The organism is Mycobacteriales bacterium, assembly GCA_035533475.1.
GTDB lineage: Bacteria > Actinomycetota > Actinomycetes > DATLTS01 > DATLTS01 > DATLTS01.
Map to the genome: position 1 here is coordinate 1 of DATLTS010000050.1, position 12,742 is coordinate 12,742.

14 protein-coding genes are annotated in these 12,742 nt (G+C 70.3%); 2 read left to right on the forward strand and 12 right to left on the reverse strand.

The genetic code is table 11. The annotated features are described in order from the left end of the window. Positions 1–153: 153 nt before the first annotated feature. The 11 genes from VNG13_12665 to VNG13_12715 form a co-directional block, all read right to left on the reverse strand. The gene (locus VNG13_12665) at positions 154–1,116 is read right to left on the reverse strand and encodes a phosphoribosylaminoimidazolesuccinocarboxamide synthase (protein HVA61369.1); all 963 of its coding nucleotides are present in this window, start codon (positions 1,114–1,116) and stop codon (positions 154–156) included. A gap of 31 nt (positions 1,117–1,147) precedes the next feature. Further along, on the reverse strand, positions 1,148–1,858 hold the full coding sequence (locus VNG13_12670) for an HAD family phosphatase (protein ID HVA61370.1): 711 nt from the start codon (positions 1,856–1,858) through the stop codon (positions 1,148–1,150). Between the two features lie 53 nt (positions 1,859–1,911). Beyond that, complete coding sequence (locus VNG13_12675) at positions 1,912–2,682, reverse strand: hypothetical protein (protein HVA61371.1); 771 nt, start codon at positions 2,680–2,682, stop codon at positions 1,912–1,914. A gap of 88 nt (positions 2,683–2,770) precedes the next feature. Beyond that, positions 2,771–3,880 carry a DegT/DnrJ/EryC1/StrS family aminotransferase gene (locus VNG13_12680; protein HVA61372.1) on the reverse strand — a complete coding sequence of 370 codons (1,110 nt, stop codon included), beginning with the start codon at positions 3,878–3,880 and terminating at the stop codon, positions 2,771–2,773. Next, complete coding sequence (locus tag VNG13_12685) at positions 3,877–4,902, reverse strand: radical SAM protein (protein ID HVA61373.1); 1,026 nt, start codon at positions 4,900–4,902, stop codon at positions 3,877–3,879. Before VNG13_12685 ends, VNG13_12680 begins: the two co-directional genes overlap by 4 nt. A gap of 1 nt (position 4,903) precedes the next feature. Further along, positions 4,904–5,599: a hypothetical protein gene (locus VNG13_12690; protein HVA61374.1), complete on the reverse strand. Its 696-nt coding sequence runs from the start codon at positions 5,597–5,599 to the stop codon at positions 4,904–4,906. Further along, on the reverse strand, positions 5,596–6,522 hold the full coding sequence (locus VNG13_12695) for a class I SAM-dependent methyltransferase (protein ID HVA61375.1): 927 nt from the start codon (positions 6,520–6,522) through the stop codon (positions 5,596–5,598). Before VNG13_12695 ends, VNG13_12690 begins: the two co-directional genes overlap by 4 nt. Continuing rightward, entirely contained in the window at positions 6,519–7,136 is a 618-nt protein-coding gene (locus VNG13_12700) for a phosphoribosyltransferase family protein (protein ID HVA61376.1), read from the reverse strand. Before VNG13_12700 ends, VNG13_12695 begins: the two co-directional genes overlap by 4 nt. Positions 7,137–7,158: 22 nt before the next feature. Further along, positions 7,159–7,815 carry a GTP cyclohydrolase I FolE gene (folE, locus tag VNG13_12705; GenBank protein ID HVA61377.1) on the reverse strand — a complete coding sequence of 219 codons (657 nt, stop codon included), beginning with the start codon at positions 7,813–7,815 and terminating at the stop codon, positions 7,159–7,161. Between the two features lie 59 nt (positions 7,816–7,874). Then, positions 7,875–8,621 (reverse strand): 7-carboxy-7-deazaguanine synthase QueE, encoded by a 747-nt coding sequence (locus VNG13_12710; protein ID HVA61378.1) that lies wholly within the window; start codon positions 8,619–8,621, stop codon positions 7,875–7,877. Then, a complete protein-coding gene (locus tag VNG13_12715) occupies positions 8,618–9,307 on the reverse strand; it encodes a 6-carboxytetrahydropterin synthase (protein HVA61379.1) in 690 nt (229 codons plus the stop codon). Before VNG13_12715 ends, VNG13_12710 begins: the two co-directional genes overlap by 4 nt. A gap of 90 nt (positions 9,308–9,397) precedes the next feature. Between VNG13_12715 and VNG13_12720 the strand changes: the two genes are divergently transcribed. Beyond that, the gene (locus VNG13_12720) at positions 9,398–10,723 is read left to right on the forward strand and encodes a helix-turn-helix transcriptional regulator (GenBank protein ID HVA61380.1); all 1,326 of its coding nucleotides are present in this window, start codon (positions 9,398–9,400) and stop codon (positions 10,721–10,723) included. Here the strand turns inward: VNG13_12720 and VNG13_12725 are convergent. After that, entirely contained in the window at positions 10,709–11,329 is a 621-nt protein-coding gene (locus VNG13_12725) for an HAD-IA family hydrolase (protein ID HVA61381.1), read from the reverse strand. The two genes, VNG13_12720 and VNG13_12725, sit on opposite strands and share 15 nt — an antisense overlap. Positions 11,330–12,088: 759 nt before the next feature. Here VNG13_12725 and VNG13_12730 point away from each other — a divergent pair. Beyond that, a partial coding sequence (locus VNG13_12730; protein ID HVA61382.1) for a hypothetical protein occupies positions 12,089–12,742 on the forward strand: 654 nt, incomplete at its 3' end.

The window sequence follows — 12,742 nt, forward strand, 5'->3', positions numbered from 1 at the left end:
AAGTCGATGACAACGAATGTTGTCGCCAGAAACGCCGGGTCTTCTGTCAAGCCGCCCATGTATCCACCGTTCTCGCAGGTTCCGTGGCGTTGCCGGCCCGCGCCCGGCACATCGAGACGAGCATGCCTGAGCGCCCGCTGCCGTGATGCGTCGTCACTGAATGAGGCTGGCAACGGCCTGCGTGGCGGCGTGCAGGTCCGGCGCGTTCCAGAGGCGCTCGCCCGTCCAGGTCTCGCTCAGGGCCCGGTACAGGTCTGACATCACCGGCAGGAACTCGGGCGGGAGTGGTGCCGGCTGTGGCCACTGGCTCCTGGGCACGCCCTCGGCGATCAGCCTGCTGACCGGCACCTTGAGCCCTTGTGCCACGTACCAGTTCCGGATGACCTGCTTGCCGCAGTGCACTCCGTTGAACATCAGGCGGCTTTCGTCGGGTGTGCCGGGGCTGTCGGCAAGCACAAGGCGCGCATCGTTCGACACCAGGTACTCGACCTTGCCGTCGGAGTGGCTCAGCCCGAGTTCGCGTGCGTGCCTGGTCAGCACCTCGTTGACTTTGATGGTGGTGTCGCGCATCGCCTGGAACTGCTCGTCGCTCAGGCCGGCGAGGCGCTGGGCCTCAGGCCCGCCGATGAACCGGTTGACGTCTTCCAGCGTCGTCGCGTATTCGATGAGCGGATGATTCAGCTTCTCGCCGACCGCGGGAATGTTGCGGAGCCCGACTTCGGCTGGTGTCAGCGCGCCGGCTGCGAGCCGGCGGTGAGCGGAGCTTCCCTGGGGGAGCTCGTTGCGGAAGAGGACCTGCACGGGAATGAGGTAGTTTCCGGCGTCCGGGATGAGTGGCCCGGCGTCCGGGTCCGGGACGCGCGCGAGGTCGAACTCGATCCGATTGGGGGCGATGAATCGGCGGAAATGGGTTGGCACGCCTGCCGCCTCCAGCCTCGTGAAGTTGAAGACGGCCATGCGGCAGATCGCCTCGCCTTTCCCGGGGATCAGGTCCGGCATCCTGCCGTAATGGAACACCGTGTAATTGTCGGTGTACTCGAAGATTCCGACACCTTCCTTCGTTGCCGTGGGAGGTTCGATGATCTCCAGGTTCTTGGTCGAGCTGAGGACGGGCATCATGCTCCCCTGGTGCGATGGCCTCGCGCCGTCATCTGGCGGAATCTTCTGATCGTGGCGGCGCGGTGTCCGGCGAAGCGTCGTGCGGTGCGGCCGTCGTCTCGCGGGCAGCGGCCGGCCCGGAAGCGAAGCGTGCGGCTCCCTCAGGCCCTTCGTCCCCGGACACCAGGCGGCCGTCAACCATCGTGATCACGTGCATGCCGGCCGCGCGGGCGGAGGTGACGCCGTCGCGGGCGTCGTCGACGGCGAGGCAGCGGTCCGGCGGGACGTCGAGGCGTTGGGCAGCCGCGAGGTACAGGTCGGGGGCCGGCTTGCCGTGCGTGACGTCCTCTCGTGCGACGACGGCTGCGAACGCGTGCCTCAGGCCCAGAGCGTCGATCCCGGGATGGACGAGGAGCCGGCTGGCACCTGACGCCACGGCGCAGGGCAGTTCAGCATGGCGTGCGGCGCGCAGAAGCGAGACGACGCACGCGATGGGGGTGATGCTGTGCACGGTGGCCAGCAGGTAGGTGCGGCTCTGCCGGATGATCTCGTCGTGGGGCAGTTGCCGGCCGCCCGGTAGCGTGGCCAGCAGGTCGTGGATGGACAGGCCGAGGTGTTGGCGATACCAGTCGTGGTCCAGGTCGAGGCCGTGTGGCTGCAGCGCCGCTCGCAGCGCCTGCTCGTGGCTGGGTGTGGTGTCGGCGAGGGTTCCGTCGAAGTCGAAGACCATGGCCTCGATGTCGGCGGGGATCGCGGGCACGCAGCTTCTCGCTGGAGCTGGGTCCGCGCAGACCGGGGGACGGGCCGCCTGGTTCATGCCGGCGCCGGGTCCGCGCGGCTGCCGCAGCACATGCACCGGGCTCCCGGGCCCTGCCACGGCTCGCGTAAGCAGCCAAGGTCGGTCCCGGCGCCATGGATCCACGCCCGGATCAGCTCGGCCGCCTCGTGCTCGCCGACGCGGCGCCGGTCCACGACCCGGTAGCGTGCCGGATCGGTGGCGGCGAGCCGCTCGAAGAGCGCGCATGCCTCACGCATGAACGTGGCCTGCTCGCTGGTGAAGACGCACTGGCCGCGCCGTTGCGCGCGCGCGACGGCCTCGCAGGCGTCGTCGGTGACGAGGATCGTGAGGTCGGGGAGGGGCCGGTAGGAGGACGCGAGTTCCAGCAGGGCGGTTGCCGTGTCAAGGGCGGCGTCGCCGTCGTCGGGGTGCAGCAGCAGCGCCTGGCACACCGCCGTGGTGTCGACGCTGCGGCCCTCGACGACGGCACGCCCGCTGGACAGCTCGGGTACGACGGTGTCCAGGTCATGCCGCTTGATGGCCAGCAGGATCAGGGCCTCGGCCATGGGAGTGCCCCCGCGCAGGAACGGGTCCCCTGCGCTGGCCTCGCGCAGCGAGCGAAGCAGGGCTTCGCCCAGTCCCGGGCGCCCGTTCGCCCGCTGGGAGAACCCGTCGAGCATCAGCGGCTTGTCGTCGAGGGCTTCGACGGCGCGATTGGTCAGATACGTCTTGCCGACTCCGTTGATGCCCTCGGCCGAGATCAGCGGGCCGCGGGTGCAGGAATGGCGTACCGGTGTAATCGTCATGCGGCAGGATCCGTTCAGGGACGAGGACAGGGCGCCGCCGGAAGGGTCGTTCCGGTGGGGTTCGCCGGTGCTGGTTCCGGGTCGTCGGTCACGTGGCCCATGCGGTGGCCTCTCGGGCGATGACGGCGGCGTAGCGGTCGAGTGTGGTCTGGGTGTCGCGTTCGGTGAGGATGACGGCGAGCGTGTGGTCGAGGATCTGGGCGGCGCCACGGCACGGTCGGTCGCGGTTGGTGAACATGGGCCGGGTGTCGCAGGGGACGAGCCGGAAGCTGCCGGTGGAGTTCGGCACTGCCTGCTGCGCGAGGTGTTCGGCGAACGCCCGGGGGTTCGGCAGGTCGATGTGAAGCAGCGGGGCGAAGCCGTTCCACTCCTCGCCCGTAGCTGGTGGCAGGGCGACCAGGCCGGGTGCCTGCTCCAGGGCGTCCAGCAGGTGGCGGGTCTGTGCGCGGCGCAGTTCGACCAGGCTTGAGAACCGGCGGAGGTTGGCCAGGGCGATCGCGGCGAGGGGGGCGGCGAGGCGGGAGTTGGTTGCCAGGCGGCTCAGCGGGGCTTCGCCCGGAGGGGCCGGCTGCCAGTGGCTGCGGAACGCGGTCGCGTGCTCTGCCACTTCGCGGCGGGCGGTGAGCAGGAAGCCGCCCTCGCCGCTCCAGAGAATCTTGCCGTCCTTCATGCTGAAGCAGCCGACGGTGCCGGCCGTGCCGGCCCGCTGCCCGTCGCGCGCGGTGCCGGCGGCCTGCGCGGCGTCCTCGACGACGGCGAGCCCGTGCTCGGATGCGAACGCCGCCAGGGCCGCCGGGTCTCCCATCCGGCCCCACAGGTGCACCGGGATGATCGCCCGGGTCCGCGAGGTGACCTTGCGGGCCGCGTCGCCGTAGTCCAGGTCCAAGGTGGCCGGGTCGCTGTCGATGAACACCGGCACTGCCCTAAGGGCGCTGAGGGGTGCCACGGTCATGACGACGGTCAGCGCCGGCACGAGGACTTCGTCTCCCGGGCGGATGCCGCAGGCCGACAGCGCGGCGTGCAGGGCCGCGGTGCCGGAAGCGACCGCGACGACGTGCGGTACGCCGAACACCTCGGCCAGGTCGTGCTCCAGCTGCCCGGCGACCGGACCGCCGCTCGGGTCGGGCATCTGCCCGAGCACGACGGCCAGCTGATCCGCGAGTAGCTGTGCACCGCCGGGGACCGGAGGGAGCGTCATCGGGAAGCCCCCGCGTTCAGCAGCCGCGGCATGTCCAGCACGAGGGGCCACATGTTCACGCAGTCCCGGCTGAACAGCGAGCAGTCTGTGCACGCCGGCCTCGTGGCGAACAGCGTGCGCGCGTCGCCGTCTCGGATGGTGCGTCGTCGCTCGGGTGCGGTGGCGGCGATCCGGCGGTCGGACGGGCAGTCCCAGACCGAGCCGTCGGGCTGCATGAAGAACAGGCGAGCGCCGCCGAAGCACTCGGGCACATGCCCGTTGTCGTGGGTGGAGACTGCGGCGATGAAGCGCTGGATGTACGACGGGTCGGGCAGGGCCAGCCCCTTGGGGTCGCTGTAGAGGCGGGTGAGGTGCTCGCCGACGTCGGTGACGTCGCCGGGGGTGTGGGACAACTGGTCGAAGAGCGTGTGGTCGGGCGCGAGGGAGATCGGCTGCGGCACGTAGTAGTCCGTGCCGAGGTCGGCAGCCAGCCGTGCCACGTCGGTGATCTCCTGCGGACGTGATCGCGTTACCACGGTGTAGATCCCGACCCTGGGCGCGGGCTTACCGGCGCGAGCCTGGAGCAGGGTACGGATGCCCTCCAGGACGTCGTGGTAGCCGAAACGGCCCGAACGGGACGGCCGTATCTGGTCGTTGGTCTCGGCGTCCGCGCTGTCGAGCGACACCGACACGCCGTCGACGCCGAGGGCGACGAGGCGCTCGGCCACGTGCGGGCGGGTGAGCGGAACGCCGTTCGTCGCGATGACGACCTGGCAGCCCGCGTCCTTGATGAGGGAGATCACTTCGAGCGCGCCGGGCCAGTCCAGCGGTTCCCCGCCGGCGATGACCACACGCTCGACGGGCGAGCCGGCCAGCGTGCGCGCGAAGGCCGTCAGGGCGTTCGCCGGAAGGTCGGTGCGGGACAGGTGTGACAGGGCACCTGCCTGCTCCGGCGGGTTGTCCTTGTGCTCCTCGATGGTGCCGAAGTAGCAGTGCGGGCAGGCGAACGCGCAGGGGGAGCGCAGGGCCCACAGCAGGGTCACGTCACGAGGCACGGGCGGCCTGCCGATCCAGCATGGTGGTCACGATCTCCCGGACGGCTCCGGCAGTCTCGTCCGGCGACATGCCGGCCGCGTCGACGAGGGTGTACCGCCCGGGATCGCCGGTGGCCGCTTTGCGGTACAACGCGTCGATCTGTTCGATCAGCCGTCTGTCCGCCGGCGCGAGCGGGCGCCCGATCCGGTCGGCGAAGCGCCGCGCGCACACCGCGGGGTTGCCCGTGAGCAGGATGGTCGCGTCCGGGAGATGCCGCCAGCGCCGGGCGCTCGACAGCACGTGCCGGGCCACTGCTTCTGGCGACGTCTCAGGGGTCTGGGAGCACAGGATCGCGGCCTGGTACACGGCGATGGAGTCCACGCCGCGGTCCTCGATGATCACCCCGACTCCGGCCAGGTCTCGCCCGGCCAGCCGCTCGGCTTTGCGGACCTGCAGTGCGAGCAGGGCGAGGGTCTCCACGACCGGGTAGCCGGTGCGCAGGAAAGGGTCGCCCTGCTCGCTCAACGCGGCGATCACCTGCCCGGGCAGCGTGTCGCCGGACTGGTCGGTGAGCTCGTCCAGGAGCAGGCATCGCGCACCGAGCATGGCGGCGGCTGAGCGGGCCGCGTTCGTCTTCCCGACACCGTTGATCCCCTCGATGCTCACCCACAGCGGCATGGCACCGGGCGCCAGCGCGCTGGTCATGCCGGCCTCATGCAGACGTAGAGCAGTTCCGTGGCCACGTCGGGAACGGCGACGGCGGAGACCGCATCCAGCAGCGCCTTGGGGACGCGTTCGACCAGGTTGCGGTACCAGGCGGCCGCAGCATCCCCGTACCGGCCGGTGAGCGCAGCCGCCAGCACCTCCGGTGCGGGCGGCAGCAGGCCCATCACGTCCTCGATGACCAGGCCCGCGTCGCCGATCACCTGTTCGGCCTCGTCGCGCGACCACTCGTAGAGGTGGACGCGGTACTGCAGCGGGCGAGGCGGGGGCCCGACGGCCGCCGGGGTGGAAAGGTAGAGCACTCCCCCCTGAGCCAGCGCTGCGGCGGTGTTCCGCAGGCTCTGCACGCCGAGCTCGAACGGCAGATGCTCCAGCGCCGAGGTGTAGAGGGCGATGTCGAACGAGGGCAGAGCTGGCCAGGGCTGGGCCACGTCGCACTCCACCAGCTCCACCGGGAAGGGGTCGCCGTACGTCGCGCGCAGGGCCTGGATCCGCTCGCGGGCCTCATCGAGATTGGCAGCGCTGATGTCCAGTCCGACGTACCCCCCGATCTTCGGGGCGTAGCGGTAGAGCAGCGGCAGCGCCAGCCCGCGGCCGCAGCACACATCCAGCACACGCGAGTTCGGCGCGCACTGCTCAGCGACGATCAGGTGCTGCAGGAGGTTCATCAGACCCGACGGCTTGGCTTCACCGCGGCTCAATGCCGCGTAGAAGTCGTCCATCTGGTTGGTGCTGTAGGGCCCCACCATCGGGGTTCCCGGCCGGGTCACGTACTGCTCCGGCAGTTCCGCAGCGTTCATCGTTGTGCTCCCAGGGAATCGTCCAGGTAGAGCGCCGGGGGCCCGGTCGGGGGCGTACTGGTGCGGGTCCAGCCCGGCGGAGTACGGCAGGTTCGGCCCGCTCATCCGCGGTCTCCGCGCTCGCCTGCTTCCGCCTCGGCCGCGCCGGGCGCGGGGCGGACTCGCGGCGAGGCCGGCACGATCAAGTCCTCGCTGGTCTGCGCCGGCTCGTTCCAGGGGAAGACGACCCAGTCCAGCGTGTCCCATACCCACGTGTCCGGGGTGAAGGCCGCCGCCTTGCTGCGGCATAGCGCCGCGGTGCGCACGGCAGTCGGGGCCAGATGCCTGGCCAGCCATCGAACCGCCGCGCGATAGGTGGAGCCGGTGCCGCAGATGTCGTCGACCAGCAGCACCTGGGCACCCCGATGCGCCGCCAGCGCCGCATCGGGTTCCTTCGGCAGCTCGACCTGCCCGGTCGCGGGGAGATACAAGTCGTCGCTGCGATTGTGGCGGGCCGTCAACTCGACGACCGGCACACTGTAGTGGGCGGCGAGCAACCGGGCCAGCGGAACTCCCCCGCGCGCGATCCCGGCCACCACCTCAGGTGCCGGCTCCTGCCCGGCGATCAACGCGGCAGCAGAGGCGAAAGCGTCCTGCGTCAGACGCCAGATGCGCCGGTGCTCGAAGACGCGCTCCACCACCGCCTCGTCGCGAGGCGGGGCGGTGGGGCGGCCGGCCATGGTGTCCACGGGATACCTGCTCTCATTCGGGACGGATGTGGTGGTAGGCGAGGGCGAGGAACTGCTGGGAGAGCACCGGGTCGCTCTCGAACCGGCCGCCGGCCTGCAGCGAGCTGGTGCGGGCAGCCTCCATCCGCACACCCCGCATGCTCATGCACAGGTGCGTGCCGCGGACGGCTACGGCCACGTCGTCGCTGCCGATCACGCAGGCGATCTCTTCAGCGACCTGCCGGGTGAACCGCTCCTGGACCTGGAGACGGCCGGCGTGCCGCTGTGCGATGCGGGCGAACTTCGACAGGCCAACGACCTCTCCGGCGGGCACGTACCCAGCGGCGACCTGCAGGTTCATGGGCAGCATGTGGTGCTCGCAGAGCGACCACACGCTCATGCCGCCCACGACGACCAGTTGGCCGCTCACGTGTGGCTCGGTGAAGCACATCGCGGTCGCGGCGCTGTCTGGGGACAGGAAGGTGTTCCACCAGGACGCGACCCGCTCCGGAGTGCCGGTCAGTCCCTCGCGGGCGGGGTCCTCACCCAGCGCAACCAGGAGCTGGACGATCAGGTCGGAGACCCGGCCGGCGTCGATGCGCGGCGCGGGCATGGCGGGCGCGGGTACGGCGGGCGCGGGTACGGCGCTGCTCACGGCCGCGGTGGGGCTGGCGAAGGAGGTGCTCGTCATGGGCGTCTTCTCGCTTCCGGGGATTGGGGAATGAAAGGGGGGATTGAGCGGTGGCGAGGTCAGCGGCCTCGGGCGTCGGCGAACGCCAGCATGTGCAGCCGGGTGGTGAAGTGCCAGTGCCGGGCCGCGACCGCGTCCGCGAGGACACGGGTCGCCGCGATGATCGCCTCAGCGGTGGTGCCCTCCGGCATCACCCACACCGGCGCGAGCCGGTGGGCGGCGGCCAGTTCGGCGATCCGGTCGAGGTCGGGGACCGAGGAAGCGACGAACTTGAACACGGCACTCCCCGTCGCCGCGAAAGCCTCCAGGGCGGAGGGCACGATGCTCTTGCTCTCGTCCATCCCGAAGCTCTGAACTTTTGGGGAGACGTTGAACCGCACCCCGTCGATCAGCAGCGCCGGGTCGGGCGCGATGGTGCCGTTCGTCTCGAACTCGACCCGCTTCCCGGCGGCCAGCAGCCCCTGGACGAGGGCCGCCAGGTTCCGCTGCTGGATCAGCGGCTCGCCGCCGGTGATCACGACCAGCTCGACCGGCGAGGACGCGGCCCAGGCCATCAGGTCCGCCACGGACCGCTTCGTCGACTCCCTGCGCGGGTCGAACCGGGACCAGTCCCAGGTGTACTTCGTGTCGCACCGCGCGCAGGTCAGGTTGCACCGGGACAGGCGGATGAACAGGGCCGGGTGCCCGCAGCTCGGGCCCTCGCCCTGGAAGGTCGGTGTCTCGACGCCGAAGCATTCCGCGACGATCAGCCAGGACCCGGCGTCGCTCGCCGGCTGCTTGACCATGGTCGGCCCCAGCGCGGTCACTGCCCCTCCACATCGAACCGGGCCCAACTGCGCCCGGTCTCACGGACGCGGACGGCGACCAGGCAGCCGGGGATCGCCGGCTGGACGTTCTGGATGAACCAGCCAGCCAGGAACTGGGCCAGGCGCTCCGAGGTCGGCTCGAAGGGGAGGATCTCGTGAAGGTTGTGGTGGTCGAGCTCGGTGCCCACGAACTTCTTGAAGGGGGCGAGCGCGCCGAAGTCCGTGACGAAGCCGGGCTCCTCCAGGGAAGGAGCGGTGAGGATGACCTCGACCTCGTAGCTGTGCCCGTGCTGGCGGGAGCACTTGTGCTCGGGCGGCAGGCCGGGAAGCCGGTGACCCCCCTCGAAGTCGAATAACTTGCCGATGGTGAAGGTGCCGGGTGGCATCGGAACGGAGCTGAAGTCCATGTTTGTCCCCTTGGGAGTCGGTGACAGGGCGGCTTCGGCCGCCTGCCAGTGAAAGTGATTACGACGGCCGCCGTGTCCCACTGGCTCGGCGGCACCATCCCGATGCCACGGGCACGCCCGTTGATCTGCGAGGTATTGACGCGCCGCCTCGGCCAGCCCATCACCCCGGGCCGCTGCCGGGTGGAGGGCGGCGAGCGGCATCGCGTCGATGATCTGGGTGACGTCGCGCCTGGAGAGGATCGGCGCAGCTGCATGCTCCGAGGTGGTGTTGAAGGTCATTGCCTTTCCCCTGGCCTTTGCCGGCAATCTGTGCCGCTTCGAGCACACATCGCCATGTGCCGGGGAACAATGAAGTGGGCTGATTCATGGGTGATTCAAACGCTGAAGGAGCAGGCGGTGGACGCCGACGTCCGGAAAGCTATGCGCCAGGCCCGCCAGGGAAGTGGCCTGAAATGGGATAGGTTCGCCCACGAAGCCGGGTTCTCCCGATCGCACCTGCGTGCGGTTGAGAACGGCACCCGTGCCGTCACTGCGGACGTCGCCAGGGCCTACGACCGGGTGCTGGGAACCGGCGCCGCCTTCTCCGAGATGGTCGACGGTCCGCAGGCGGCGCCGTGGAACAGGCAGGGGACTCTTGAGGTCCTGAGCGATCAGGCCCGTGGATGTGGCGTGGACCGTCGCAGCTTCGTCATCACCTCAGGCGCGGCCCTGGCCGCCCTCCTTGGCCACTGGCGCACCACCGTCACCGGCCAGTCCGAGCCGTCGGCGGCTACGGCGGCGGTGCTGCGCGGCGGGCCGCCGTTCGGCACGTCGGCGCTGTTTGACCACATCGGCGACCGGCTGGAGCATCTGAGGCACCTGGACGACGAGCTCGGAAGCGGCCAGATGGCCCGCTTGGCCCGCAACGAGCTGGTGCTGCTGACCCAGCTGATCAACGCCGGAGGCCTGCCTGAGCACGCCGAGGCACGCGCGTTGTCGCTGGCGGCCGAGGCTGCGAGGCAGACGGCGTGGAGTCTGTTCGACTCCGACCGTCACGCGGCCGCTGAACGATACTTCGAGACTGCGTTGCGGGCGTCGGCGACGGCCGTTGACGTCACCGCCGGCGCGTACGCGATGTCGTTCCAGGCCGTTCAGCACTACACGGTCGGCGACCCCCGCGACGCGGTGAACCTGCTGACGTTCGCCGAGGAGTCCGTCGCGGGCAGGAGCACACCGCGGATGCGGGCCATGCTCGCGGCGAGGAAGGCCCGCGCCCTGTCCAAGACCGGAGACCGGCACGCCGTCACCCGCGCCCTGCACCACGCCCGCGAACTGCTCGAACGCGGCCCGCACGACGACGACCCGCCGGTCCTGTACTGGGTGACGCTCGCGGAGATCGAGATGATCGCCGGGTCGTCGGCGCTCGAGCTGCACGACCCGGCCGCCGCGTTGCACTTCTTCACCGCCGCCGCTGACGCGGACTACCCCGGAGATCAGCAGTTCCCGCGAAGCCACGCGATCTACCTGGCGCGGGCCGCCGAAGCGCACCTGGCGTTGCATGACCTCGACGCGGCCGTCACCTGCGCCCGGCACGCCGCGCGCTGCCTGAGCGCGGTGGATTCGGCGCGGTCGGACTCGGCCCTGTCGGGGCTGCGCAGGAAACTGGCGCCGCACTCGGCCAGCCGAACGGTCCGCGACTTCCTACAGGGCGGGTAGGTCGAAGATCTGGCGCAGGTCGCAGGCGACGTCGTCCTCGTCCAACGCGAACACCACCGTCATGCCGAGCCGCGCGGCGGCGGCCAGGTTGTCCTCGGTGTCGTCGACGAACACACACTGGTGCGGTCGGAGGCCGAGCTTGTCGGCGGTGATCTGGAAGATCCGAGGGTCGGGTTTGCGGATCCGATGGTCGGTGGAGAAAACCACCTCGTCGAAGTTGCCGCGCAGGTCCGACGCGGCGTACGGGTCGTACGGGGTTCGTCCCAGCGAGTTGGACAGGACCGCGGTCCTGATCCCGGCGGCGCGGGCCTGCTTGGCGACTTTGAGGACCTGGTGGGCGGTGTAGGCGTCGGCGAGGTACCGCGCCATCAGGTCGTCAGGCTGTACGCCGATCAGCTCGGCGAACCCGACGTTCCAGTCCCGCTGGCTGATCTGCCCGAGCTCCAGGGCGGCGAACAGGTCCTTGCCCGCCGGGTCGGCCCACGCCCGCAGGAACGTGCCCCTGGCCAGGTTCTCCCGGTCCTCGAAGTATCCGATGACCTCGACCATGTTGCTGGTCAGCACACCGAAGAAGTCCAGGATCAACCCGCGCGCCAAAGCCGTCACCAGATCACCGTCCGCATCGTCACGACACCCACGCTAGCCCGGCGAGCACGGGGCGACCTGATCACCGTCATGCACGTCACCGCATCATCGGGATCAGGGTCCCCGCTCCGCGTCGGCGTGCACACGGCACGGCACGGCACGGGGGACCCGTCTGCTCCCGCGCCGGGAGGGCGGGAGACTTCAGGGCGGAGCGGCCGGTAGCAGACAAGCCCGTCCCCGCGCCCCCGCATCGCGGGACTGCCGCGCCCAGATTGCTCATGATCACGCGGAAAGCCGACAAGACATGTTGCTCACCGCCAAGAATGCGCAGGCAGCCGACCCGCGATTGCTCGCAGGTTCGCGGGTCCTACACGCGCGCGGCGGCGGCTCGGGCGGGATGTCTGGAGGTGCCGCGGTGTATGGAGTGCGGTGCTCGCGCTGCCACACGGGAAACGCCCCAAGCTCCTCGCCATGTTCAGCCACCCATCGTGACATGATCGCCACCAGTGGTGGAATGGAGCCGCCAAGGCCGGTGAGGCCGTAGGTTACACCTGGCGGGGTGGTGGACAGCTGGACCTCCGCCCATGCCGGCTCCCGTCTTCTTCCCCCGGCGCGCGTCGCAGCGCCAAGCCCGCTTTGCCGCCCCCTTCCGATCGGTCACTACCCGTAAAATTTCTGTCACCAGATAAGGACTACTTGTATCCAATAGTAAGACGGCTGATGATTGGTTGGGAAAGTGAGGGTTATTCACGTCGCCATTTCGTGACCTATTCGTGATAATTGGCAGGGGGACGGCCCGCCGCCCGCCTCACCTCCTGCTACCTTCCCGCCGCCGCCCGGTGGACCGGGCCCGCGGCAATCCTCGACGGCGAGGACCGGTGGGACATCGCACGCCGTCTCCTGCACGATGACGCGCTCAGGCCCGAAGACCGCCTCGCCGGGCTCCTCGTCCTCCTCTACGCCCAGGGCGTCACGACGATCAGCCGCATGACCGCCAGCCAGGTCCAGGCCAGCGCCGACGGCACCGTCCGGCTCCAGGTCGGCCGGGTGCCCGTCCAGCTGCCAGAGCCGGCCGCCTCGATCGCCCTCACCGTCGCGGCCAACCGCAAGGGCCACGCCACCATCGGCGCCGCCAGGCCATCGCCCTGGCTGTTCCCCGGCGGGCAGCCCGGACAGCCGATCAGCGGCGCAAGGCTCACCAAGCGGCTCGACGCGCTCGGGATCAGCCCCCGCCAGGCCCGCGGCACGGCACTGTTCCAGCTCGCCGCCGAAGTTCCCGCCGCCATCCTCGCCCGCACCCTCGGCGTCAGCACCAGCGTCGCCGTCACCTGGCAGCGCCTGTCCGCCGGCGACTGGGCCGCCTACGCCGCCGACGTCAGCCGCCGGCCCCCTCAACAGTCCGTTCCGTCACGTCACGAAACGCCAGGCCAGCCG